Annotated in this window: 17 protein-coding genes and 3 rRNA genes; 3 read left to right on the plus strand and 17 right to left on the minus strand. The window is 66.8% G+C overall.

Annotation, left to right across the window (positions count from 1 at the left end):
• Positions 1–4: 4 nt before the first annotated feature.
• The 7 genes from ACZK5N_RS05000 to ACZK5N_RS05030 all read right to left on the minus strand — a co-directional run bounded on the left by ACZK5N_RS05000 (position 5) and on the right by ACZK5N_RS05030 (position 9357).
• Complete coding sequence (locus ACZK5N_RS05000; RefSeq protein WP_459019412.1) at positions 5–721, minus strand: TlyA family RNA methyltransferase; 717 nt, start codon at positions 719–721, stop codon at positions 5–7.
• Positions 718–930, minus strand: coding sequence for a hypothetical protein (locus ACZK5N_RS05005; protein ID WP_459019411.1), 213 nt, complete (start codon positions 928–930; stop codon positions 718–720). The genes ACZK5N_RS05000 and ACZK5N_RS05005 overlap by 4 nt, the downstream gene beginning before the upstream one ends.
• Positions 927–1919, minus strand: coding sequence for an HAD-IIA family hydrolase (locus ACZK5N_RS05010; protein ID WP_459020371.1), 993 nt, complete (start codon positions 1917–1919; stop codon positions 927–929). The genes ACZK5N_RS05005 and ACZK5N_RS05010 overlap by 4 nt, the downstream gene beginning before the upstream one ends.
• The gene (locus ACZK5N_RS05015) at positions 1916–2977 is read right to left on the minus strand and encodes a hypothetical protein (protein ID WP_463624648.1); all 1062 of its coding nucleotides are present in this window, start codon (positions 2975–2977) and stop codon (positions 1916–1918) included. The genes ACZK5N_RS05010 and ACZK5N_RS05015 overlap by 4 nt, the downstream gene beginning before the upstream one ends.
• 1221 nt (positions 2978–4198) lie before the next feature.
• A 5S ribosomal RNA gene (rrf, locus tag ACZK5N_RS05020) occupies positions 4199–4315 on the minus strand.
• A 104-nt stretch (positions 4316–4419) separates the two neighbouring features.
• Positions 4420–7511 (minus strand): 23S ribosomal RNA (locus tag ACZK5N_RS05025).
• A gap of 327 nt (positions 7512–7838) precedes the next feature.
• Positions 7839–9357 (minus strand): 16S ribosomal RNA (locus tag ACZK5N_RS05030).
• The 16S, 23S and 5S rRNA genes sit together here, the layout of an rRNA operon.
• An 800-nt stretch (positions 9358–10157) precedes the next feature.
• Between ACZK5N_RS05030 and ACZK5N_RS05035 the strand changes: the two genes are divergently transcribed.
• Complete coding sequence (locus ACZK5N_RS05035; RefSeq protein ID WP_459019409.1) at positions 10158–11372, plus strand: CapA family protein; 1215 nt, start codon at positions 10158–10160, stop codon at positions 11370–11372.
• Between the two features lies 1 nt (position 11373).
• Here the strand turns inward: ACZK5N_RS05035 and tyrS are convergent, their stop codons facing one another.
• From tyrS to argC, 8 genes are read right to left on the minus strand one after another with little or no spacing between them, the layout of a single operon-like run.
• Complete coding sequence (gene tyrS, locus ACZK5N_RS05040) at positions 11374–12627, minus strand: tyrosine--tRNA ligase (RefSeq protein WP_463624649.1); 1254 nt, start codon at positions 12625–12627, stop codon at positions 11374–11376.
• Positions 12628–12632: 5 nt separating this feature from the next.
• Positions 12633–14114 (minus strand): carboxyl transferase domain-containing protein, encoded by a 1482-nt coding sequence (locus tag ACZK5N_RS05045; RefSeq protein WP_463624650.1) that lies wholly within the window; start codon positions 14112–14114, stop codon positions 12633–12635.
• Between the two features lie 13 nt (positions 14115–14127).
• Entirely contained in the window at positions 14128–15540 is a 1413-nt protein-coding gene (argH, locus tag ACZK5N_RS05050) for an argininosuccinate lyase (protein WP_463624651.1), read from the minus strand.
• Positions 15530–16030 carry an arginine repressor gene (locus tag ACZK5N_RS05055; protein ID WP_463624652.1) on the minus strand — a complete coding sequence of 167 codons (501 nt, stop codon included), beginning with the start codon at positions 16028–16030 and terminating at the stop codon, positions 15530–15532. Before ACZK5N_RS05055 ends, argH begins: the two co-directional genes overlap by 11 nt.
• Positions 16023–17195 (minus strand): acetylornithine transaminase, encoded by a 1173-nt coding sequence (locus ACZK5N_RS05060; protein ID WP_459019404.1) that lies wholly within the window; start codon positions 17193–17195, stop codon positions 16023–16025. The genes ACZK5N_RS05055 and ACZK5N_RS05060 overlap by 8 nt, the downstream gene beginning before the upstream one ends.
• Positions 17192–18097 (minus strand): acetylglutamate kinase, encoded by a 906-nt coding sequence (argB, locus tag ACZK5N_RS05065; RefSeq protein WP_463624701.1) that lies wholly within the window; start codon positions 18095–18097, stop codon positions 17192–17194. The genes ACZK5N_RS05060 and argB overlap by 4 nt, the downstream gene beginning before the upstream one ends.
• A 48-nt stretch (positions 18098–18145) precedes the next feature.
• The gene (gene argJ / locus ACZK5N_RS05070; RefSeq protein ID WP_463624653.1) at positions 18146–19336 is read right to left on the minus strand and encodes a bifunctional glutamate N-acetyltransferase/amino-acid acetyltransferase ArgJ; all 1191 of its coding nucleotides are present in this window, start codon (positions 19334–19336) and stop codon (positions 18146–18148) included.
• Positions 19337–19347: 11 nt separating this feature from the next.
• Positions 19348–20379, minus strand: a complete 1032-nt coding sequence (argC, locus tag ACZK5N_RS05075; RefSeq protein ID WP_459019402.1) for an N-acetyl-gamma-glutamyl-phosphate reductase — start codon at positions 20377–20379, stop codon at positions 19348–19350.
• A gap of 81 nt (positions 20380–20460) precedes the next feature.
• Here argC and ACZK5N_RS05080 point away from each other — a divergent pair, with 81 nt between their 5' ends.
• Positions 20461–21372, plus strand: coding sequence for a hypothetical protein (locus ACZK5N_RS05080; RefSeq protein WP_463624654.1), 912 nt, complete (start codon positions 20461–20463; stop codon positions 21370–21372).
• A gap of 60 nt (positions 21373–21432) precedes the next feature.
• Positions 21433–22914 (plus strand): sodium/proline symporter PutP, encoded by a 1482-nt coding sequence (gene putP / locus ACZK5N_RS05085; protein ID WP_463624655.1) that lies wholly within the window; start codon positions 21433–21435, stop codon positions 22912–22914.
• Here putP and ACZK5N_RS05090 read toward each other — a convergent pair.
• The gene (locus tag ACZK5N_RS05090; RefSeq protein WP_459019399.1) at positions 22811–24172 is read right to left on the minus strand and encodes an MFS transporter; all 1362 of its coding nucleotides are present in this window, start codon (positions 24170–24172) and stop codon (positions 22811–22813) included. The genes putP and ACZK5N_RS05090 overlap by 104 nt on opposite strands.
• Positions 24169–24726 carry a TetR family transcriptional regulator gene (locus ACZK5N_RS05095; protein WP_463624657.1) on the minus strand — a complete coding sequence of 186 codons (558 nt, stop codon included), beginning with the start codon at positions 24724–24726 and terminating at the stop codon, positions 24169–24171. Before ACZK5N_RS05095 ends, ACZK5N_RS05090 begins: the two co-directional genes overlap by 4 nt.

A 24726-nucleotide genomic window follows, 5' to 3' on the forward strand; every position in this document is an offset into this window, starting at 1 on the left:
CACCCTACCGAGTGAGGTGCACGAAGTACTCCACGTTTCCTGCTGCTCCCGGCAGGTCGCTGGCCCCCCGCCACCGCTCCACCCATCCGAGCTCACCGGCGGTGCGTGCCACGTCGTCGACGGCGCGCCTCCGCTGCCGGTCGTCGCGGACCACGCCCCCGTGCCCCAGTGCTTCGCGCCCCACCTCGAACTGTGGCTTCACAAGCAGCAGCGCCGCCCCCTCGGGATGCAGCACCGGGAGAAGTGTGGGCAGCAGGAGGCGCAGCGAGATGAACGATACGTCGCCGACGATCAGGTCCACGGGATCGCCGTCCACGTCGTCGAGGCTCAGGTACCGGAGGTTGAGGCCCTCGTGGACGCGGACGCGGGGGTCGCGGCGAAGGATCGGCGCCAGTTGGTCGTGGCCCACGTCGACGGCATACACCACGTCGGCGCCACGCTCCAGGCACACCTGGGTGAATCCACCCGTCGATGCGCCCGCGTCGAGCACCCGGCCCCGCACCTCTACCCGGGAAGCCTCCAGCGCGCCCAACAGCTTGTGGGCAGCACGCGAGACCCACTGGTCGGTCTCCGCCTCCACCACATCCTCAGGGCCCACGCCGACGGATGGTTTGGACGCCGTCACGCCGTTGATGCTCACCCGGCCCTCGCCGACGAGGGCCGAGGCGTGGGAGCGCGAGCGGGCGAGGCCGCGCTCCACCAGCGCGAGGTCCAGTCTCACCGACCCACTCCGGGAATACCGGGCTGGACCACCCCCGGGTCGTTGTTCAGAACGCCCGCCAGGATGGCCTGCGCCTCACCCAGCCGCGCGGTCTGTTCGTCCAATGGGAGGTCGTCGAGCCCCTCGAGGCCGGCCATGACCTCCTCGACCAATGCCATCCGCCGCACGTGCGGGGCCACGAAGTGGTGAGGGGACGGCGAGGCGGTCATCGCAGGGTGTCGAGCGAGTTGAGCACCGCGGAGATGTCCACGCCGAAACGCCACTTGGCCTGCAGTGCCGCCCACAGCGCGTCGAGTTGCTCGTCCCGGGTGACCGGCCGGGTCGACAGATAGCCGGACCCGTCGATGAGGTCGATCTCCTGATACCCGCACACGAATCGTTGCCGGCGCAGCTCGGCCTCGCGGGGCGGTTCCAACAGCGCAGCGGCGTCGAATCCGATGTAGGTGGGCCGGTAGTCCGGCGGAGCCTCGGCGAGATCGGCCTTGCCGTGGGCGCCCGTGAAGACGAACAGCGAGTCCATCGACACGGTGTTGGCGCCGAGGATGTCCGTGTCGGTCCGGTCACCCACGAAGATGGGGCGCTTAGCGCCGATCCGCAGGACCGTCTCGTCCAGAAGTGGCCGGAAAGGCTTGCCCGCGATCTTGGGCTCCACGTTCACGCAGACGCGCACCACCGCCAACTGTGACCCCAGGCCCGGAACGATCCCCCGGTCCGACGGCCGGGTGAGATCAGGGTTGGTGGCGTACCAGGCCGCGCCCCGCTGAACCGCCAGGGCCGCTTCCTCCAGCCGCGCCCACTCGATGGTGGGGTTGTATCCCTGGACCACGGCGTCGGGTGCATCCTCCAGGGACGTCACCACGACGAAGCCCGCGGCGGTCAGCTGCTCGGCCAACGCGTCGGTCCCCACGGCGAGAATCCGGGCCCCGGCAGGCAGGTCAGCGGCCAGCATCCGGAGGGTGGCCTGGGTGGAGTTGACCACGTCCTCCTCGGTGGCGTGGATGCCCAGCTCTGTGAGGTGCGACGCGACCGTGGCCGGAGTGCGGGCCGCGTTGTTGGTGACGAAGCCCAGGCGTGTGCCTCTGGACCTCAATTCATCCAGAGCCTCGGCCACCCCGTCGACGGCGTAGGGACCGAGATAGATCACCCCGTCGAGATCGAACAGCGCAGCGTCATACTGAGAGGCCAATGCGTGCATCAGTCCTGTTCCTCCTCGACGTCGGTCTCGACCTGGGAATCATCCGTCCGTCCCTCCGCTGCGCGCTCCTCGTCATCAGAGGGAGCAGGCGCGGGCACAGCATCGGGGGCGAGCTCGTCGTAGTCCGGTTCGTCGTCCTCCGCCTCGTCGTCGGGGAGCACCTCGTCCTCCGCCTGGTCGTCAGGGAGCACCTCCTCGGTGTCGTTCTCATCCGAGGGGTCGGCGACGTCTTCGTCAGAGTCCTCTGAGTCCCCCTGATCGTCGGAGTCATCCTCATTCGCGATGTCCTCAGCGTCGGAAACCTCAGCGCCCTCATCATCGGAGTCCGGCTCTTCGCTGTCCTGTGCGTCGTCGTCATCGTCAACGTCGCCATCTGAGGGCTCGTCTTCGTCCTCGTCTTCATCCGGCGTGAAGTCCGGGAGCACGACACCATCGAGGTTCGCGATCCGGTCCGCCGTGTCCAGCTCCGTGTTCTGGTCCAGGGCGGCCGCCGAGGTGAACCACTGTCGGGCGCCGTCGAGGTCGCCATCCTCCTCGAGCAGATTCGCGTAGGCGTACCGCAACCGGGCCTGACCGAACGGTGGCCCAACCTTGCGACTGATCGCCGCCTGGAGGAGTCGCAGGGCCTCGGGACGCTGACCGAGGTCATCGCGGACACCGGCCTCCACGAGCAGGCATTCGATGCGCAACCAGATGTCCTTGGTGCGGGGGTCGAGTTCGTTCAGGATCTCCAGTGCGTCGCGGGGCCTCCCCAAGGCGCGCTCACAGTCGGCGATGACCGGGATGAGTTCATCTCCCCCGGACATGCGGCGGATCGCCCGGAATTCACGCAGAGCGATGCCGTACTCACCGGCGGCGTACGCGGTCTCGGCCGCGGCCTCCCTGACGATCGGAAGACGGCCGGCTCGACGGCGTGCGGCCTCCGCATGCCGGAACGCCAACTGCGGGTCGAGATCCACCAGCTGACCGGCCGCCCAGATGTGTGCTCCGACGATGTCGGCGAGATCCTTGGGCAGCCCCTTCAGCTCGGCACGCACGCCGACCGGCAGCTCAGACTCCACGAACTCCCGGGGGGTCTCCGGCTCGTCAGGCTGCGCGGCAGTCCCGGGACGCGGGCGGTACTCCTCGTCCCGGTTACCACGCTGAGGGCGGTCGCCCTGGGGATGCGAGCCGCGATCGTCGCGGTTTCCGTATTGGGGGCGGTCGCCCTGGGGACGTGAGCCGCGGTCGTCACGGTTGCCCCATTGGGGGCGGTCACCCTGCGGACGGGAGCCGCGGTCGTCACGGTTGCCCCATTGGGGGCGTGAGCCGCGGTCGTCACGGTTTCCGTATTGGGGGCGTGAGCCGCGGTCGTCACGGTTTCCGTATTGGGGGCGGTCGCCCTGGGGGCGTGAGCCGCGGTCGTCACGGTTCCCGTATTGGGGGCGGTCGCCCTGGGGGCGTGACCCGCGGTCGTCACGGTTCCCGTACTGGGGGCGGTCGCCCTGGGGGCGTGACCCGCGGTCGTCACGGTTCCCGTACTGGGGACGGTCGCCCTGGGGGCGTGACCCGCGGTCGTCACGGTTGCCCCATTGGGGACGCGAGCCGCGGTCGTCACGGTTCCCGTACTGGGGACGGTCGCCCTGGGGACGTGACCCGCGATCGTCACGATTCCCGTACTGCGGGCGGTCGCCCTGCGGACGGGAGCCGCGGTCGTCACGGTTGCCCCATTGGGGGCGTGAGCCGCGGTCGTCACGGTTCCCGTACTGCGGACGGTCGCCCTGCGGACGTGACCCGCGATCGTCACGGTTCCCGTACTGCGGACGGTCACCCTGCGGACGCGAACCGCGATCGTCACGATTCCCGTACTGTGGACGGTCACCCTGCGGACGCGAGCCGCGATCGTCACGATTCCCGTACTGCGGACGGTCACCCTGCGGACGCGAACCGCGATCGTCACGATTCCCATACTGCGGACGGTCACTCTGCGGACGTGAACCGCGATCGTCGCGGTTGCCCCACGAGGAGCGTTGACCTTCCGATCTTCCTCCGCTTCCCGAGCCTCGTCGGTCACCCCCTGAGCGCTCGGGCCGACCCGAACGATCGCCCTGCCCACGGGGCCGGCCCTCCTGGGGGCCTTGACGATCGTCGTTCGGTGTGGAGTTATCACTAGACATGGGTCCATCTTCCCAGGATCGGGCCATTCCGCCCAATTCTTGCGGATGGCCCGCCTACGGGGCTCGCGGCGACCGGCCCAAGGGGAAACAAAAAACCCCCCGACCGAAGTCGGGGGGTTTTTATAAGTCCGGCGGCGTCCTAGTCTCCCACAAGGTCCCCCTTGCAGTACCATCGGCGCTGAGAGGCTTAACTTCCGGGTTCGGGATGGGACCGGGTGTTTCCCTCTCGCTATGACCACCGAAACACTATGGAAATAGTGTCGGTTTCTCGAGCTCTCATGTTATTGAGTTATCAAGGCCCCGACCGTATCTCGGGAACCTCACAGTGGACGCGTAGCATCTTTGTAGGGAACAAGCCCTCGGCCTATTAGTATCGGTCAGCTCCGTGCATTGCTGCACTTCCACATCCGACCTATCACCCCATGGTCTATAGGGGGCCTTACCAGATTATTCTGTGGGAGCCCTCATCTTGAAGCGTGCTTCCCGCTTAGATGCTTTCAGCGGTTATCACTTCCCAACGTAGCCAACCAGCCGTGCTCTTGGTAGAACAACTGGCACACCAGAGGTTAGTCCGTCCCGGTCCTCTCGTACTAAGGACAGCTCTTCTCAAGACTCCTACGCGCGCAGCGGATAGGGACCGAACTGTCTCACGACGTTCTAAACCCAGCTCGCGTGCCGCTTTAATGGGCGAACAGCCCAACCCTTGGGACCGACTCCAGCCCCAGGATGCGACGAGCCGACATCGAGGTGCCAAACCATGCCGTCGCTATGGACGCTCGGGCAAGATCAGCCTGTTATCCCCGGGGTACCTTTTATCCGTTGAGTCCTGGCGCTTCCATGTGCCACCAGAAGATCACTAGTCCCGACTTTCGTCCCTGCTCGAGATGTCTCTCTCGCAGTCAAGCTCCCTTGTGCACTTACACTCGAAACCTGATTGCCAACCAGGCTGAGGGAACCTTTGGGCGCCTCCGTTACCTTTTAGGAGGCGACCGCCCCAGTCAAACTACCCATCAGGCACTGTCCCTGATCCAGATAATGGACCTAGGTTAGATAACCAGAGTGACCAGAGTGGTATTTCAACGATGACTCCACCTGAACTGGCGTCCAAGCTTCAAAGTCTCCCACCTATCCTACACAAGTCACACCGATCACCAATACCAAACTATAGTGAAGGTCCCGGGGTCTTTCCGTCCTGCTGCGCGTAACGAGCATCTTTACTCGTAGTGCAATTTCGCCGAGTCCATGGTGGAGACAGCGCCCAAATCGTTACTCCATTCGTGCAGGTCGGAACTTACCCGACAAGGAATTTCGCTACCTTAGGATGGTTATAGTTACCACCGCCGTTTACTGGGGCTTAAGTTCAAGGCTTCGCCGAAGCTAACCCTTCCCCTTAACCTTCCAGCACCGGGCAGGAGTCAGTCCGTATACATCGTCTTACGACTTAGCACGGACCTGTGTTTTTAGTAAACAGTCGCTTGGGCCTGGTCTCTGCGACCCTCGACGCTTTCGAAGTAAATTCTAATACGTCTTAGGTCCCCCTTATTCCGAAGTTACGGGGGTATTTTGCCGAGTTCCTTCACCATGGTTATCTCGATCGCCTTAGTATTCTCTACCTATCCACCTGTGTCGGTTTGGGGTACGGGCGGCTAATATCTCGCTCACGAAGCTTTTCTAGGCAGCATAGGATCACTCTTACGGTTACCAAAGTAACCGACCCATCATGTCTCAGGCTTAATGAAACGCGGATTTGCCTACGTTTCGCCCTACGCACTTAGCCCGGGGATATCCAAACCCGAGAAGAGCTACCTTCCTGCGTCCCTCCGCAGCTTGCCTAATACAAGTTTGGGTCGCAGACTCAGTCAGCCTCGGTCCGAAGACCTCCGCTGACCTTGCGTGCTTAGCATTACTCGCCTCGGCATTGGCGATATTTCGCCGGTACGGGAATATCAACCCGTTGTCCATCGACTACGCCTGTCGGCCTCGCCTTAGGTCCCGACTTACCCAGGGCAGATTAGCTTGACCCTGGAACCCTTGGATATTCGGCGGACGGGTTTCTCACCCGTCTTTCGCTACTCATGCCTGCATTCTCACTCGTGTGCTCTCCACGGCTGGGTTACCCCGCCGCTTCACTGTGCACACGACGCTCCCCTACCCATCCGTACAACCTTACGGTTATGTGTACGAATGCCATAGCTTCGGCGGATAACTTGAGCCCCGCTAAATTGTCGGCGCAGAATCACTTGACCAGTGAGCTATTACGCACTCTTTCAAGGGTGGCTGCTTCCAAGCCAACCTCCTGGTTGTCTCCGCGACTCCACATCCTTTTCCACTTAGTTATCGCTTAGGGGCCTTAGCTGATGATCTGGGCTGTTTCCCTCTCGACTATGAAGCTTATCCCCCACAGTCTCACTGCCGCACTCTAACTTACCGGCATTCGGAGTTTGACTAATTTCGGTAAGCTTGTGGGCCCCCTAGACTATTCAGTGCTCTACCTCCGGTAAGAAACATGCGACGCTGCACCTAAATGCATTTCGGGGAGAACCAGCTATCACGGAGTTTGATTGGCCTTTCACCCCTATCCACAGCTCATCTCCTCGGTTTTCAACCCAAGTGAGTTCGGGCCTCCACGACGTCTTACCGTCGCTTCACCCTGGCCATGGATAGATCACTCCGCTTCGGGTCTAGAGCACGCGACTATATCGCCCTATTAGGACTTGCTTTCGCTACGGCTTCCCCACACGGGTTAACCTCGCCACGTACCACTAACTCGCAGGCTCATTCTTCAAAAGGCACGCCGTCACCCTTGCAGGCTCCGACGGATTGTATGCGATCGGTTTCAGGTACTATTTCACTCCCCTCCCGGGGTACTTTTCACCTTTCCCTCACGGTACTTGTCCGCTATCGGTCACCAAGGAGTATTTAGGCTTAGCGGATGGTCCCGCCAGATTCATGCGGAATTTCAGGGGTTCCGCATTACTTGGGGTTACGCTCGAGAGTGAATAACTTACGTCTACAGGAGTGTTACCTTCTTTGCTGTGGCCTTCGCAGCACACTTCGACTTCGTTAATCATTTCTTACTCTCTGACTGCTTGACAGCACAGTCTGAACGGCCCCACTACACCCCAATTGCAACGCCTGTCAGCTATCACACAATTGAGGTTTGGCCTCTTCCGCTTTCGCTCGCCACTACTCACGGAATCACGGTTGTTTTCTCTTCCTGCGGGTACTGAGATGTTTCACTTCCCCGCGTTCCCTCCAACTGCCCTATGTGTTCAGGCAGAGGTTGCCGGACATGACTCCGGTATTTCAAGGTTTCCCTATTCGGAAATCCTCGGATCAAAGCTCGTTTACCAGCTCCCCGAGGCTTATCGCAGGTTACAACGTCCTTCTTCGGCTCTTGGTGCCAAGGCATCCACCGATCGCACTTAGTAGCTTGTTACATTCTACAAAGATGCTCGCGTCCACTGTGAAGTTCTCAAGATACGGGCGGGCCCAGGCAGTCCGGTATCATGACGATACCTTTCGGCGCTGGTCCGCGTTGAAGGCGTTGCTTTCGCAACCGACCCTTCAGGACCCAACAGCGTGCTCAGGTCTCACTCCGCCGGCTGACTTTCCACTCCTGATTACTCAGGTTGTACTGACAGATCGACTTCGTTCGACTTAATGGTCAATGTTCCACATTCCGGTGCCTGCCTGGCCGAAGACGTATGCTTCGGAACCAGACATTGGACAGGGACGCTAGGCGACCCTGTCTGAGGCTCCTTAGAAAGGAGGTGATCCAGCCGCACCTTCCGGTACGGCTACCTTGTTACGACTTAGTCCTAATTACCGGTCCCACCTTCGACGGCTCCCTCCACAAGGGTTAGGCCACCGGCTTCGGGTGTTACCGACTTTCATGACTTGACGGGCGGTGTGTACAAGCCCCGGGAACGTATTCACCGCAGCGTTGCTGATCTGCGATTACTAGCGACTCCGACTTCATGGGGTCGAGTTGCAGACCCCAATCCGAACTGAGACCGGCTTTTTGGGATTCGCTCACCCTTGCAGGTTTGCAGCCCTTTGTACCGGCCATTGTAGCATGCGTGAAGCCCTGGACATAAGGGGCATGATGACTTGACGTCATCCCCACCTTCCTCCGAGTTGACCCCGGCGGTCTCCTATGAGTCCCCGGCATTATCCGCTGGCAACATAGGACGAGGGTTGCGCTCGTTGCGGGACTTAACCCAACATCTCACGACACGAGCTGACGACAGCCATGCACCACCTGTAAACCGACCATAAAGGGGCACCTATTTCTAGATGTTTCCGGCATATGTCAAACCCAGGTAAGGTTCTTCGCGTTGCATCGAATTAATCCGCATGCTCCGCCGCTTGTGCGGGGCCCCGTCAATTCCTTTGAGTTTTAGCCTTGCGGCCGTACTCCCCAGGCGGGGTACTTAATGCGTTAGCTGCGGCACGGAGAACGTGGAATGTCCCCCACACCTAGTACCCACCGTTTACGGCGTGGACTACCAGGGTATCTAAGCCTGTTTGCTCCCCACGCTTTCGCTTCTCAGCGTCAGGAAAGGTCCAGAGAACCGCCTTCGCCACTGGTGTTCCTCCTGATATCTACGCATTCCACCGCTTCACCAGGAATTCCATTCTCCCCTACCTTCCTCAAGTCTGCCCGTATCGGAAGCAGGCTCAGGGTTGAGCCCTGAGTTTTCACTCCCGACGTGACAAACCGCCTACAAGCTCTTTACGCCCAATAAATCCGGACAACGCTCGCACCCTACGTATCACCGCGGCTGCTGGCACGTAGTTAGCCGGTGCTTCTTCTGCAGGTACCGTCACTTGCGCTTCGTCCCTGCTGAAAGCGGTTTACAACCCGAAGGCCGTCATCCCGCACGCGGCGTTGCTGCATCAGGCTTTCGCCCATTGTGCAATATTCCCCACTGCTGCCTCCCGTAGGAGTTTGGGCCGTATCTCAGTCCCAATGTGGCCGGTCGCCCTCTCAGGCCGGCTACCCGTCGGAGCCTTGGTGAGCCATTACCTCACCAACAAGCTGATAGGCCGCGAGTCCATCCTTGACCGCCGGAGCTTTCCAACTTCCTCGATGCCGAGGAGGTTCGTATCCGGTATTAGCACCTGTTTCCAGGTGTTATCCCGATGTCAAGGGCAGGTTACTCACGTGTTACTCACCCGTTCGCCACTCGTGTACCCCCGAAGGGGCCTTACCGTTCGACTTGCATGTGTTAAGCACGCCGCCAGCGTTCGTCCTGAGCCAGGATCAAACTCTCCGTTGAAATTTATCGGTGCAGGCCGAGGCCTGTTTAACCGTCAACTTAACTTTAGTTTGAAACTGACAGATTTCCATTGCTGGATCTATCTATATTTCAACTTCAAAGGAATCCGTACGTGACCGAAATCACGTGACGGGTTCGCAATTGCAGAGCAAGCCCTGCAATGTGCATGTATTTGGCATTGACTTTAAGCACGCTGTTGAGTTCTCAAGTTTCGGGTGCGTCCCGCGCTTCTGTCTTTCGACTTCCGCTTGGGGCAACTCGCTTAACTTTACTTTGAAGTGTTCCGCTAGTCAAATCGGCGGGCTTCTCAGTTCAGTTGTTTGCCGCTAGGCGGCTCGTCCAACTTTACTCTCTTGCGTTCGGCCTGTCAAATCAACCTGACTGGTTCGAGCGGATCGTGAGTGACTCAATCCCTATTGACTAGGGGTTTTGTCTAGGACCACCGCTTTCGCGGCTCGACCTACATTACTCACCTGTGCTCGCCCCTGTCAAACCGTCTGGCTTGGGGCCGATCGCTGTTGAGTTGTCAGTGACTGCCGAGGCAGCCTGGTGAACACTACCCGACTCGCTCCGGCCGATCAACTCGGCTGGTCCGGGCCGCACTCGTAGTCCGGGCCTTGAGCGGGTTCTTGCTGAACGCACACTCGCCCGCAGTTCTGAGATGGGTGGTGGCTTCGGGTCCGTCCTGTCGTCCGGTGCACCGTCGAAGCTTGATGAACAATACACAGGCCGTTTGGAGGGCGCAAATCAGGGGGAGGCGTGGCTCCACGCCGCCTCTCGGCAGCACGTAGCCTGGCGCCATGCGCACTCGTTCTGTCGGCCCCGCGCTCCTCGCGGCTCTCGTAGTCGCTGTTCCCGCGTGCGCGCCCGTGGGACTGCCACCCACCGCCACGCCCCTTCCGACCACCAGCTCGGCAGCGGCCACCTCGGCGCCGTCGTCGTCGCGGCCCCCGGCCAGTGCCGATCCCTCCCCCAGCCCGTCACCGGCGCGGTCCGTGACGATCAACGTCAGCGGCGACCTGCTCTGGCACAACTCCCTGTGGGACAGCGCCGTGCTGGACGCGCGGGTGACCGGCGAGCCCCGTTTCGACTTCTTTCCGCAACTCGCTTCGCTCCAGCCCTACGTCGCCGCTGCGGACATGGCTATCTGTCACTCGGAGGTGCCGTTCGCCGAGGAGGACGGCCCCTACCGCAACTACCCGATGTTCGCCGCCCCCCAGGAAATCGCTCCCGCCATCAGAGAGGTGGGATGGGACCTCTGCACCACGGCGTCGAACCACACCATGGATGCGGGATGGGACGGGCTGGTGCGCACTGTCGAGGTGCACCGCGCAGCCGGCATCCTCACCGCCGGTTCGTACCCGACACAGGAAGACGCCACCACACCCGTGATCTACACCACGGAATCCGGAGTGCGCGTGGCCGTGATCAGCCAGACCTACGGGCTCAACGGCATCGCCAAGGCCAAGGACAAACCGTGGTCCGTGGAACTGTTGAACGCGGAGCTCGCGGTCGCGCAGGCCGAGCGCGCCCGCGAGGCCGGCGCGGACATCGTCGCCGTCCACATGCACGCCGGCGACGAGTACTCCAGCAGCATCAACGAGCAGCAGCGGGCGTTCGCAGAGACGGTGACGGCCTCACCGCACGTGGATCTGGTCTTCGGTCAGCACGCTCACGTGGTCCAGCCAATCGACCGCGTCAACGACACCTGGGTCATCTACGGCGCTGGCAACCTCATCGCGTCGAGCGGACCGGCCAAGCCACGCTCCTACGACGGCTACATGGCCCAAGTGACGTTCACCGAGCGAAGCGACGGGGGCTTCGAGGCCACCGGAGCTGAGTTCGCCCCGACGTTCATCACGCGGATGGCCGGATCGACGCCGGCCCGGGTCCACCTCATCCCCGACGCGCTCAAGGCCGGGACGCCCTTGAAAGCCGAGATGCTCGCCTCCGCGGCGCGGACCAGGGAGACGGTGCGCTCGCTGGGCGTGGAGGGCCTGACGGAGCGTCAGTGACTCACGCGACGAACACGCCGCCCACGGTCCTGCGACCGCGCCGGAGGATCGCGAACCGGCCGTGGAGCAGGAGGTCCGCCGTGAGCAGCAACTCGGGGTCCACGATCTTCTCGTTGTTGAGGTAGGCGCCGCCCTCCGCGATGGCACGGCGCGCGGCGCCCTTGGACTCGACGACCCCCGACAGGGCCATGGCGTCGACCACACTGGAGTCCCCATGGATAGGTTGGCCACCGACGTCCCGAAGAACCGCCTCCAACGTCGAGGGCGCCAACTCCTCGAGCCTGCCGCGGCCGAACAGCGCGGCCGCGGCGCGGACCGCAGCCTCACGCTCAGCGACACCGTGCACGAGGTCCGTCACATCGTCCGCCAGCGCGCGCTGCGCCGCGCGCTTGAACGGCTCCTCCGCAGTGGCCCGCTCCAGCGCCTCGATCTCCTCCCTGCCCCGGAAGGAGAACACCTTCAGGTAGTCGATGACCTTCGAATCCTCGGCGTTGAGGAAGAACTGATGGAACGCGTACGGCGAGGTGAGCGTGCCGTCCAGCCACACCGTCCCGGACTCCGTCTTCCCGAACTTGGTGCCGTCCGCCTTGGTCAGCAGAGGGGTGGCCATGGCATGCACACGGCCCTGGTCGCTCCGTCGGATCAACTCGACGCCCGCCGTCAGGTTTCCCCACTGATCCGAGCCGCCGGTCTGCAGTGTCACGCCGTACCTGCGGTGCAGCTCTCGGTAGTCCATGGACTGGAGGAGGACGTAGGAGAACTCCGTGTACGAGATGCCGGACTCCAGCCGTCGAGCCACCACGTCTCGCGCGAGCATGCGGTTGACCGGAAAGTGCCTGCCCACGTCGCGCAGGAAGTCCAGCACCGACATCTGGCTCGTCCAGTCGAAGTTGTTGACCATGGTGGCGGCGTTGGAGCCGTCGAAGGAGACGAATCGCTCCACCTGGGCCCGGATCCGCTCCACCCAGCCGGCCACCACCTCGGTCGAGTTCATCACCCGCTCCCCTGACTCCTTCGGGTCACCGATGAGGCCCGTGGCGCCGCCCACCAGCATGTAGGGATGGTGGCCGGCATCCTGCAGGCGGCGGGCTAGCAGCAGCTGGACGAGGTTGCCCGTGTGGACGCTCTGCGCCGTGGGATCGAATCCCACGTAGAACTTCACAGCCCCAGCATCCAGATGCGCGGCGAGCGCCTCCGGATCCGTCGAGTGGGCCACGAGGCCACGCCAGCGAAGATCGTCGAGGAGTGCGTTCACGCCCGTCAGCATATCCCCAGGGTGCGGTACCGCCTCTGCCGTGCGGCGCGACGCTCGTCGCCCGGCTGCGCGATGACCCGCAGCACCTCGTCGTGGAGCGCGGCTCCCAACCGCCGGCAGAACTGCGCCCTGTCCGCGGCCGGGTCGTCGGGCTCGGGCACCACCCTGTCGACGATGCCCGCGGCCATGAGGTCGCGCGCCCGAACGCCCTGCGCAGCTGCCATCTCGGGCGCCCGCGCAGTGTCCCGGTGCACGATCGCGGCCGCACCCTCCGGAGGCAGCGGCGCCAGCCACGCGTGCTCGCTGGCCACCACCCTGTCGGCCGGCGTGAGCGCCAGGGCTATGCCACCGGTGCCCTGGCCCATGAGCAGGCTCACCGTCGGGGTGGGCAGCGTGAGCAGTTCGCTGAGCGTGCGCGCGATCTCGGAGGCGAGCCCCCGCTCCTCGGCCTCCTTGGAGAGGGCCGCACCCGGCGTGTCGATGACGCTGACCAGAGGCAGGTTCAATTCGCGCGCCAGGCGGATCCCCCGTCGCACCTCCCGCAGCGCGGCCGGATCCAGCGGCCGGCCCTGGTCGTGGCGGTCCTGCCCCACGACGACACACGGCGCCTCACCCCACCTGGCGAGCGCGAGCACCGATCCCGGGTGGGACTCTCCGTCGCCGGTGCCGTTCAGCATCGTCACGTCCCCGGCCGCGAGCGCCAGCAGGTCACGCAGACCCGGTCGGTCCGGTCGGCGCGTCCGCAGCACCGACTCCCACGCCGGCACATCCGGCAGGTCGACCGCCGGCGGATCGGGCACCCGAGCCGGGGGCGGCCCCTGCTCCATCACCCGCAGCAGCCTGTCGAGGACGCCCGCCACCTCCCCGGGCGCGCACACGGCGTCGATGACGCCCCGCTCCGCCAGATTCTCCGACAGCTGGACGCCGGCGGGAAACGGTTCCCCGTATAGCGCCTCATACACACGAGGGCCGAGGAACCCGACCAGGGCCCCGGGCTCCGCCAGCGTGACGTGCCCCAGCGATCCCCAGGACGCGAACACCCCGCCCATCGTGGGGTGACGCAGGTAGACGAGGTAGGGCAGGCACACGTCCTTGTGTGCCATGACCGCGCCGGTGATCTTGACCATCTGCAGGAACGCCACCGTTCCCTCCTGCATGCGCGTCCCCCCGCCCACCGGGAGCGCCAGGATGGGGAGCCGCTCACCCGTGGCCCGCTCGATGGCCGCAGTCAGCCGTTCCCCTGCCGACACCCCGATCGAGCCGCCGAGGAAGGCCGGGTCCCCGGCGACCACGGCGACGCGCCGCCCACGCAGCCTGCCCTCGCACGTGACCACAGACTCGTCCCGGCCGGTGGCGGCGCGGGCCGCGTCGAGGTCCGCACGGTACGACTCGACGCGTGGTGGATCGACGACGGGGACGTCCCAGGTTCGGCGCGAGCCCGCGTCCAGCAGGACCGCGAGCAGTTCCTCGACGCCGAGGCGGGGCACCGGTCTGCCCGTCTCAGCCGGCGACGAACTCAGCCAGCGCGGCCTGGGCCGCTCGCAGTTCGCGGGCCTGCTCACGCACCCGCGACGGCGCCGTGCCGCCCCTGCCGTCGCGCGAGGCGACGGAGCCCTCCACCGTCAACACGTCCAGGACCGAGGCATCGAGCACCGGAGAGATGGCGGGCAGGTCCTCCACCGTCAGATCCTGCAGCGTGAGTGAGCGCGACTCGCAGTACCGCACGGCCTCCCCCGCCACCTCGTGCGCCACGGCGAACGGCACGTGGGCGCGCACCAGATGGTCGGCGATGTCAGTGGCCAGGGAGAAGCCCCGCGGCGCGACCTCCGTCATCCGCCCGGCATGGAACGTCAACGTGTCCACCATGCCGGCCACGGCGGGCAGCAGGACGTGCAGCTGGTCGATGCCGTCGAAGATGGGTTCCTTGTCCTCCTGCAGGTCCCGGTTGTACGCCAGCGGGAGGCCCTTGAGGGTGGCGAGCAGGCCACTGAGGTTGCCGATCAGGCGGCCGGCCTTGCCCCGGGCCAGTTCCGCGACGTCCGGGTTCTTCTTCTGCGGCATGATCGAGCTTCCGGTGGACCACGCGTCGTGCAGAGTGGCGAAACCGAACTCCGCCGTGCACCAGAGGATCACGTCCTCGGACAGCCGGGAGAGGTCGACCCCGATCTGCGCCAGCACGAAGGCGGCCTCCGCGATGAGGTCCCGCGACGCGGTGCCGTCGATGGAGTTGGCGACCGAGGACGCGAACCCCAGCTCGCGTGCCACCAACTCCGGGTCCAGCCCGAGCGACGTGCCCGCAAGCGCCGCGGAGCCGTAAGGGCTGACGGCCAGGCGCCGATCGAGGTCACGCAGGCGGTCGATGTCGCGCATCAGCGGCCAGGCGTGGGCCAGAAGATGATGACTGAGGAGGATCGGTTGCGCCGACTGCAGGTGGGTCCGCCCCGGCATCACGACACCGAGGTGCCGCTCTGCCTGCGCGGCCAGCGCGTCGACGACCCCGTTGACGTCCTGGGCGATCAGGCGGATCTCCTCGCGCAGGTAGCTGCGAATCAGCGTGGCGATCTGGTCGTTGCGCGAGCGCCCCGCCCGCAGCCGGCCACCCAGCTCGGCCCCGACGATGCCCTTCAGACCCCGCTCCAGCGCGCCGTGGACGTCCTCGTCGGTGTCGGCGGCGACGAACTCGCCCGATTCCACCCGGCGCGCCAGCTCCGCCAGGCCGGCGTCCATCGCCGCGGCCTGCTCGTCGTTGAGGAGCCCTGCCGCCGCTAGCGCCTTGGCGTGTGCGCGGGAGCCCGCCACATCGTGCAGGGCGAGCCTCCAGTCGAACTGCGTGGACTTGCTGAGCGCGAACATGGCCTCGCTCGGGCCCCCGGCGAACCGTCCGCCCCAGAGCCGTCCCTGATCAGTGCTCATCGCGCACTCCTGTTCCTGGTCGTCCGGTCTTGGTCATCTCGGAGATCCGCAGCACCACGTCGTCCGCGGCCGCCTCGTCGACGGCGATGACGAGGATGGTGTCGTCGCCCGCGATCGTACCCATCACGCCGCCCAGAGCGGCGGCGTCCAGGCTGGCCGCGACATACTGCGCGGCCCCTGGCGGCACCTTGAGCACGATCTGGTTGCCCGCCGAACGCAGCGACTGAAGCATCTCCGCGCAGAGCCGCGCGAGCTTGTCCATGGTGGTGCCGTGCGCCTCGTCCGTGCCCGTCGCGTACACGAGCGAGCCATCCGTGGCCCGCTGCCGGACCGCACCGAGCGTCAGGAGATCCTTGGACAAGGTGGGTTGACTCACGGTGATCCCCTCCCCGCTCAACGCCTCGATCAGGTCCGCCTGCGAAGCGTATCGGGCCTCCCCCAACAGCTGCCGCAGGGTGGCCAGCCGCCCCGCCCTGGTGACATCAGACATGAGGATCGAGGAGGGCGGGCAGTGCCGCGACGAATCCCTCCAGATCGGCCGGGGTGGCGATCAGCGGCGGGGCCAGCCGCAATACCCCGGGCCGGGGCGCGTTGATGATGAAGCCGGCGTCCAGCGCAGCATCGGCCACCGACGCCGCGACCTCCCGCGACAGCGTCACACCCAGGAGCAGTCCGCGGCCCCGCACTCCCGTGACCAACGGATGCCGCAGCCCCAGCACGGCCTCCCGGAGCCAGCGCCCGGTGGCCCGGGCGTTGTCCAGCACTCCGCCGGCCAGAGCATCGAGCACAGCGTTGCCGGCCGCCGACGCCACCGGGTTACCGCCGAAGGTGGTGCCGTGCTGACCCGGCTGCAGGAGTGTCGCGGCGGGGCCGGTGGCGAGGCAGGCACCGATCGGGAATCCGTTGCCCAGCCCCTTGGCCAGCGTGATCAGGTCCGCAACCACGCCGTCGGCGCGATGGGCGAGATACTCGCCGCAGCGCCCGAGGCCGGTCTGGACCTCGTCGATCCACAGCAGCGCTCCGGCGTCCGCGGTGATCCGGCGGACGGCGGTGAGGAAGCCCTCGGGCGCCGGCACCACACCGTTCTCCCCCTGCACCGCCTCGACGATCACGGCCGCCGTCCGGTCGTCGACCGCGGCCCGGAGCGCCTCCGCGTCGCCGAAGGGGACGAAGGTCACCTCACCAGGCAGCGGCTCGAAGGGCTCCCGATACCTGGGGTTGTGCGTGAGCGCGAGGGCGCCCATGGTGCGCCCGTGGAAGGACCCCTCCATCGCCACCAGCCTGGTGCGGCCGGTGAGGCGCGTCAGTTTGAAGGCCGCCTCGTTGGCCTCGGTGCCCGAGTTGGTGAAGAAGACCCTCGTCTCCGGCGCTCCGGTGAAGGCCGCCAACCGCTCCGCGAGGCGGACCTGCTGCTCGCTGGCGAAGAAGTTGGACACGTGCCCCAGGCGCCCGAGCTGCCCGGTGACGGCTGCCGTCACGCCCGGATGGTTGTGGCCGAGCGCGTTGACCGCCAGGCCGGACAGGAGATCGGTGTAGCGCATGCCGTCGGCGTCGTAGAGGTGCACCCCCTCGCCCCGCTCGAAGACACGCTTGGGCGGGCCGAACGCGTTCATCATGACGGCGGCGTACCGGGCCGCGACCTCTGACTGGTTCATGCGACTGCTCCCTCGTTGGTGACCATGGTGCCCACGCCCTCGTCGGTGAAGATCTCCAGCAGCAGGCAGTGCGGGATGCGGCCGTCGATGACCGTCGCGGACGTGACGCCGCCCTCCACCGCGTGCACGCAGGCCTCCATCTTCGGGATCATTCCGGAATCGAGCCCGGGCAACATGTCGCGCACCTCGTCGGTGGCGATCTGCGTGATCACGGACTCCTCGTCGGGGTAGTTGGCGTAGACGCCGGCCACATTGGTGAGCATCACCAGCCGTTTGGCGCCGAGCGCGACCGCCAGCGCCGCCGCCGCGGTGTCGCCGTTGACGTTGTGCACCTGGCCCTCGCCGTCTGGCGCCACCGTCGCGACGACGGGGATCCTGCCGGCGGCGATGAGGTCGAGGATGGCAGCCGGGTCCACCGATTCGACGTCACCGACCAGGCCCAGATCGATCTCCTCGTCGTCGACGACGAGGCCGCGACGCTTGGCCGTGAACAACCCGCCGTCCTCCCCGGACATCCCGACGGCGAACGCACCGTGCTGGTTGATGAGGTTGACCAGCTCGCGACCCACCTGGCCGACCAGGACCATGCGCACCACGTCCATGGCCTCCGGCGACGTCACCCGCAGCCCCCCGCGGAACTCCGAGGCGATGTCGAGCCGCTTGAGCATGGACGAGATCTGAGGCCCGCCCCCGTGCACCACGACCGGCCTCACGCCCACGCGGCGCAGGAACACGATGTCCTCGGCGAAGGCCCGCTTCAGCGCGTCGTCGGTCATGGCGTTGCCGCCGTACTTGATCACGACGGTCTGGCCGGCGTATTCGGCGAGCCAGGGCAGGGCCTCGATCAGAGTGCCTGCCTTGGCGATGAGTTCCGGCTGCTGCTGGATGCGGGTCTTGGTCATCATGGTCGATCCCTGGAAGCGGTGGTTAGGAGGGGTGCGGCACTGCGGTCAGGAGGAGTACTCCGCGTTCTCCCTGACGTAGTCGTAGGTGAGGTCGTTGGTGAGGATGGTGGCGCCCGCGTCTCCGGCGTGGAGGTCGACCAGCACGTGCACGTGGCGGCCGCCCAGATCCACCAGGGTGCGGTCGTCGCCGATCTGGCCGCCCCGGCAGACCATGACGCCGTTGAAGGACACGTCCAGCCGGTCAGGGTCGAACTCGGCGTCGGTCACGCCGATGGCGGAGAGCACGCGGCCCCAGTTGGGGTCGCCGCCGAAGACCGCGCACTTGAAGAGGTTGGACCTGGCGATCTCGCGACCCACGGACTCCGCGTCGCGCTCCGACGCCGCCCCCGCCACCTCGATCGCGATCTCGTGGGCGGCACCCTCCGCGTCCGCGATCAGCTGGCGGGCGAGGTCCTGGCACAGCGCGGTGAGCGCGCCCTGGAACACGGCCTGCTCCGGCACCTCACCGGAGGCACCGCTGGCCATGAGGATCACCGTGTCGTTGGTGGACATGCAGCCGTCGGAGTCCGCTCGGTCGAAACTCAGCCTCGTGGCCTCGCGCAGCGCCGCGTCGAGGGCGGTAGCGTCGAGTACGGCGTCGGTGGTGAGGACGACCAGCATCGTTGCCAGGCCCGGGGCGAGCATGCCGGCCCCCTTCGCCATCCCGCCGATCGACCACGGCCCGACGGTGACCCCCGCCTGCTTGGGCACCGAGTCCGTCGTCATGATGGCCGTCGCGGCTGCGCCTCCCCCGTCCGCGCTGAGGTGCCGGCACGCGTCCTCGACGCCGGGCAGGAGCAGGTCCATGGGGAGCCGCACGCCGATCAGCCCGGTTGAACAGACCGCCACGTTGTCCGTGATGAGGCCGAGCGCCGCCGCGACCCTCGATGCCGTGGCCGCGGAATCGGCCAAACCTTCTGGCCCTGTGCAGGCGTTGGCGCCGCCGGAGTTGAGCACCACGGCCTGCACCTGGCCGTCGGCCACCGCCTGCCTCGACCACTTCACGGGCGCCGCGACCACGCGGTTCGACGTGAACACGGCGGCGGCGGCCATGCTCGGGCCGGTGTTGACCACGACGGCGACGTCCGGGCGGCCGCTTGCCTTCAGGCCGGCCGTCACGCCGGCGGCGAGGAAGCCCGCCGGGAGGGTCACTCCGGCCACCGAGGGAAACCTCGGTGAAGGTTCTGCGCTGGTCATGGTCATTCCTCTCAGGGTGCGACGCCGACGGCGGAGAGCCCCAGGCCCTCCGGCAGGCCGAGGGCCAGGTTCATGGACTGGATGGCACCGCCGGCGGTGCCCTTGGTGAGGTTGTCGAGTGCGGAGATGGCGATCAGGCGGCCGGCGCCCTCGTCGACCACCACCTGCATCGAGACACGGTTGGATCCCGCGACCGCCGACGTCTGGGGCCACACGCCGGCGGGTAGCACCTCGATGAACGGTTCCCCAGCGTAGAAGTCGCGGTAGGCCCGCTGGGCCGCCTCCGTGGTGACACCCGCGGTCACCGGAGCTGAGCACGTGGCGAGGATGCCGCGCGGCATGGGCACGAGCAGTGGGGTGAACGAGACGTTCACCCGGGCCGACGCGACCAGGCCGAGGTTCTGCACGATCTCCGGGGTGTGGCGATGGACCCCTCCCACGCCGTAGGGGCTCATGTTGCCCATCACCTCCGACGCGAGGAGGTGCGGTTTCAACGACTTACCAGCCCCGGACGTGCCGCTGGCCGCGACGATGACGATCTGCCCAGGATCCACCAGCCCGAGCGCGACGGCCGGCAGCAGCGCCAGCGTCGACGCCGTCGGGTAGCACCCGGGGACCGCGATCCGGCGCGCCCCCTTCAGCTTCTCCCGCTGGCCCGGCAGCTCGGGCAACCCGTAGGGCCAGGTCCCCGCGTGGGGGGATCCGTAGTAGCGCTCCCAGGCCGCGGCATCAGTGAGCCGGAAGTCCGCCCCGGCGTCGACGACCACCACGTCGTCTGCCAGCTGCGCGGCGATCGCGGCGGAAGCCCCGTGGGGCAGCGCCAGGACCACCACGTCGTGCCCGCCGAGCACCGCGGCAGTTGTGGCCTCGACGACGCGGTCCGCGAGAGGGAACAGGTGCGGCTGGTGGGAACCGAGACGGTCCCCCACGCTGGAGTTACCGGTGAGGGCGCCGATCTCCATCTCCGGGTGCTGGAGCAGCAGGCGGAGCAACTCGCCGCCCGCGTAGCCCGTGCACCCCGCCACAGCCACTGAATACGTCATGGGCTTGAGTATTCCACGGGTTCGATACATATTCCACCCCGGTCCGGATAATCTTGGCCCCCTACCGGAGAGGAGGCGCCCGTGACCGGAGTCGTCCGCACGACGCTGGCGCTCGTGCTACTCCTGGCCGCCGTCGGTGCCGCCTTCGGCGGGCTGGGCGCCCAGTGGCTGGACCGCGCCGCGCGGACGCCGGGGCCGATGCGCGAGATCGTGGGTCCGCTGTCCACGGACGACCGCGTGGGTGAGGCCATCGGCGGTGAGCTCGACGCCGCGGCCACGCAGGAGCTGCCACCCCTCATCGACCGGCTGCCGGGGGTGAGAGCCCAGGTTGAGGCGCTGATCGGCGCAGCCGTCGAGTCCGCGCTCACCGACGAGGGGGTCACCCAGGCCTGGCACGTGTCCATCGACCGGTCCAGGGTGGAGTTCGTCGCTGGGCTGGACCGGATGCGCACCGAAGGGGCCGACGCCCCCACGCTGTGGCTCCACCTCGAGCCCTTCGTCGAGTTGGGCGAAGCCCGGCTGGCGGATCTGACGCCCAGGCCGCTCCAGCCCTACGTGGCCCAACTCGAACTGCCGGACGACGTGCGGCTCGCCCTGGGCCGCCCCGCCACGGTCCAGGCGAGGTACGCGGCCGACGCCCTGGCCGTGGCCGGCCACTGGGAGTGGTTCTACGTCGCGGCGGCGGCCCTCGCGCTGGTGGGGCTGCTCGTCGGCTCGCGGCGGGGCCGGTGGGTCGCGTGGATCCTGGCGGTCGGCGCGGGCCTGGTCGGCCTGGCGCTGGGGCGCCGCCTCGTCGCCGACGTCGCGGCCCCGTCGGGTGACACGGTTGCGGCGGTGGTGGGTGCGCGCCTGGTGGAGGGCACGGCGTCGAGCCTGATGGCGTGGACCCAGCCGGCCGCCACCGTGGGCTGGGCCCTCCTGGCCCTCGGCGTGCTGGGCCTCCTCGTGGCCGCCGCCCGCCGCGGCCGAGCCACGGCGCCGCCCGCTAACTGAGCGCGGCCGCCGGGAACGAGGGTCATCGCGATAGGTTGACGCGGTCGAAAGGGAGACGCCATGACACCACAGACCTACCAGGGCATCGCCATGGTCGTGTACTTCGCCGCGATGATCGCCATCGGAGTCTGGGCGTACTACCGCACCAGCGACCTCAACGACTACATGCTGGCCGGCCGCCGGCTCGGGCCGGTGGCCGCGGCGCTGTCAGCCGGCGCCTCCGACATGTCCGGCTGGCTCCTCATGGGCCTGCCCGGCGCGCTGTACCTCTCCGGCATGGTCGAGTTCTGGATCGCCATCGGCCTCACCGTGGGGGCCTGGCTGAACTGGAAGTTCGTCGCCCCACGGCTGCGGACCTACACCGAGGTGTCGGGCGACGCCATCACCATCCCCAGCTTCTTCGGTAACCGCCTCCGGGACACCACGAAGGCGCTGCGGGTCACCGCCGGGGTGATCATCCTGGTGTTCTTCACCTTCTACGTCTCCAGCGGCATGGTGGCCGGTGGCAAGTTCTTCAACGCCTCCTTCGGCATGGATTACCGCCTCGGCATGGTCCTGGTGGCCGCGATCGTGGTGCTCTACACGCTGGTGGGCGGGTTCCTGGCCGTGTCGTACACCGATCTGGTGCAAGGCCTGATGATGCTGGCCGCGCTGGTCGCGGTCCCCCTGGCGGGGATCATCCACCTGGGCGGCCCCGTCGCGTTGTACGACGCCGTCGTGGCGCTCGACGCGGACGCGTTCGCCCTCTGGGGCGCGACGACCACGGTGATGGGGGTGGTGTCGTCTGCGGCGTGGGGGCTCGGCTACTTCGGTCAGCCGCACATCATCGTGCGTTTCATGGCGCTCCGCACGCCTCAGGACGCCGTGGCGGGTCGGCGCATCGGCATCGGCTGGATGCTCGTGTCGTGCTTCGGTGCGGCCGCGACCGCCCTGGTGGGCATCGCCCAGTTCAAGCGCGACGAGGGCATGTTGCCCGATCAGGAGACGGTCTTCATCGCCCTCGGCCAGCTGCTGTTCCACCCACTCATCGCGGGTTTCATGCTGGCGGCCATCCTGGCGGCGATCATGTCCACCATCTCCTCCCAGCTCCTCGTCACGGCCTCAGCGCTCGTCGAGGACCTCTATCACGGGTTCGCCCGGCACGAACTGGCCCAGAAGCGCGGGGTGCTGCTCAGCCGCGTAGCGGTGCTGACGGTGTCTGTCATCGCCGCGGCCATGGCCTGGGAGCAGAACGACACCATCCTCGCCCTGGTGGCGTTCGCCTGGGCCGGATTCGGTGCGGCGTTCGGCCCCATCGTGCTGCTGAGCCTCTACTGGCGACGGCTGAGCTCGTGGGGAGCGCTGGCCGGCATGGTCGTCGGCGCGGTCACCGTCGGCATCTGGGGAACCCTGGACGGCGGCATCTTCGACGTCTACGAGATCCTGCCCGGATTCCTGCTCAACCTGGCGGCCGCGGTCCTGGTGTCATTGGCGACCTACCGACCTCATCCGGAGATCGAGGCCGAGTTCGACGAGCAGGTCCGGAAGCTGACCTCGGTGTGATCCCGGGGATCAGGCGCCATGCCCACGCGGCCCCGGCCCAGCAGGTGAGGCCGACGACCGCGCCCGCCGCGGTGATCGGCCACACCAGGGTCACCAGCGCCACCACTGCCGGGGCGACGAGCCGCCCCGTCCCGTTGATGGTGTTCCACCTGGCCAGGTGACGGGTGCGGTGCACCTCGGGGGAGAGGTCCACGCCGAGGGTCATCACGATCCCGGCGCCGAAGCCGTTGCCGAACGCCACAAGAGACGCGGAGGCGGCCAACGCCCAGAACGCCGCGGCGCCGGATCCGTCCGCGACCGAGGCCGTGAGTACCACGAGAAGGAGATACCCCGCCCCCGAGAACAGCAGGCACGGGACGAGGACCGCGGTGCGCCCATACCGGTCCATCAGCGTCCCGGCGGGGATGAACATCACGATCTCCACCACCGCCGCCACCGCGAACACCAGCGAGATCTCCTCACCGCGCAGCCCCAGCGTGGCGCCCAGGAGGGGGAGGATGAGCGGCCGGGAGATCCGCGACATGGTCAGTGGCACCGTCGCCAACCCGGCCAGCACCATGGTGACGCCGGCCGTGCGATGGGGCGCGTGCGGCGACGGGACCACGGGCAGCCTGCCGGCGGCCTGACGCACCGTCGGCCGGGCGGTGGCGTGCTCTCCGGGCAGCATGGTGACGGCCACCAGGACGGTGGCCACCGCCATCGCCAGGGCGTCCAGCGCGATCACCCAGCCCTCCGTACCGACGGCGATGATCCCGGCTCCGATCAGCGGGCCGATCACCATCCCGATGCGCATCATTCCGCCGAAGGTGCTCATGCCGCGCGCCCTCAGCTCGGGCGGGAGGGCGGTGCCGAGATAGGCCTGACGGCCGATGATCCACACCTCTCGTGCCACGGAGGACACCACGAGCGAGGCCACGAAGCCGGCCTGGTGCCACGGAGTGGAGCCACCGGATCTGGCGTGCTCCACCAGAACCAGCGTGGCCGCCTGCGTGAGGACGACGGCGATCCCGGTGACGATCATGGCCCGCCGCTCCCCCACGACCGTCATCAGCGTGCCGAGCGGAATGGGCCCGAGGACCCCGACGATGCCGGTGATCATCGTGAGGGTGGCCGCGGCGGGCACGGAGAAGCCCAACGCGAGGGCGATGAGGGGGATGACCGGCAGAGTGGCGCTCAGGCCCACGGACTGCGCGAGCGTCGGCGCGTACACGGGCCCGACGAGCGAGACCAGGACGGCACGGGCGCTCGGCGCCGTCATCGGCTCGCGGGGAGGGCCGCCACCCCGGTGGTGAACAGCGACAGGCCCCACGCGAAGTCGCGCTCGGCCTCGGACGCGTCGACGTGGGCGACCAAACCCAGCTGATGCATCTGGGCCTGAGTCTGCTCCTCCGTCACATGGCCCAGCACGAAGTGCAGGAGGGCCGCCATGCTCGCCGCCGGCTCTGCCACGCCGGCCGCGGCGAGACGGCTGCGGCCGGCGGCGCAGGGATCCACCGCACCGAGACCCAGGGCGTGCGCGGAGGCGACGAGTTCCGCGGCGTCGCGGTGGGCGAGCAGTGCCCCGCGCAGGTCTCCGGCCCAGCCGGTCAGCCACTCGGTCAGGCCGACGTCGTCGTCGGGCCGTCGCGCCGTGGCCAGGATGTGGTCCGCGACGGCCGCCAACAGCGACTGCTTGTTGGGGACGTGGTAATACAGCGCCCCCGCCTGGACCCCCAACGCGTCGGCGACCCTGCGCATGGAGAGGTCACCCAGGCCGTACTGGTCCAGGATGCGGAGTGCGGCGTCGACGATGGCACGGCGCGACAAGGCCAC

The sequence above is a fragment of the Tessaracoccus pujii genome, assembly GCF_055326215.1.

Bases quoted from the DNA above. Each gene is read 5' to 3' on its own strand.
- ACZK5N_RS05005 (WP_459019411.1), bottom strand. From the start codon at position 930: ATGACCGCCTCGCCGTCCCCTCACCACTTCGTGGCCCCGCACGTGCGG.
- ACZK5N_RS05035 (WP_459019409.1), top strand. From the start codon at position 10,158: ATGCGCACTCGTTCTGTCGGCCCCGCGCTCCTCGCGGCTCTCGTAGTC.
- argH (WP_463624651.1), bottom strand. From the start codon at position 15,540: ATGAGCACTGATCAGGGACGGCTCTGGGGCGGACGGTTCGCCGGGGGC.
- ACZK5N_RS05055 (WP_463624652.1), bottom strand. From the start codon at position 16,030: ATGTCTGATGTCACCAGGGCGGGGCGGCTGGCCACCCTGCGGCAGCTG.
- ACZK5N_RS05060 (WP_459019404.1), bottom strand. From the start codon at position 17,195: ATGAACCAGTCAGAGGTCGCGGCCCGGTACGCCGCCGTCATGATGAAC.
- argB (WP_463624701.1), bottom strand. From the start codon at position 18,097: ATGACCAAGACCCGCATCCAGCAGCAGCCGGAACTCATCGCCAAGGCA.
- argJ (WP_463624653.1), bottom strand. From the start codon at position 19,336: ATGACCAGCGCAGAACCTTCACCGAGGTTTCCCTCGGTGGCCGGAGTG.
- argC (WP_459019402.1), bottom strand. From the start codon at position 20,379: ATGACGTATTCAGTGGCTGTGGCGGGGTGCACGGGCTACGCGGGCGGC.
- putP (WP_463624655.1), top strand. From the start codon at position 21,433: ATGACACCACAGACCTACCAGGGCATCGCCATGGTCGTGTACTTCGCC.
- ACZK5N_RS05090 (WP_459019399.1), bottom strand. From the start codon at position 24,172: ATGACGGCGCCGAGCGCCCGTGCCGTCCTGGTCTCGCTCGTCGGGCCC.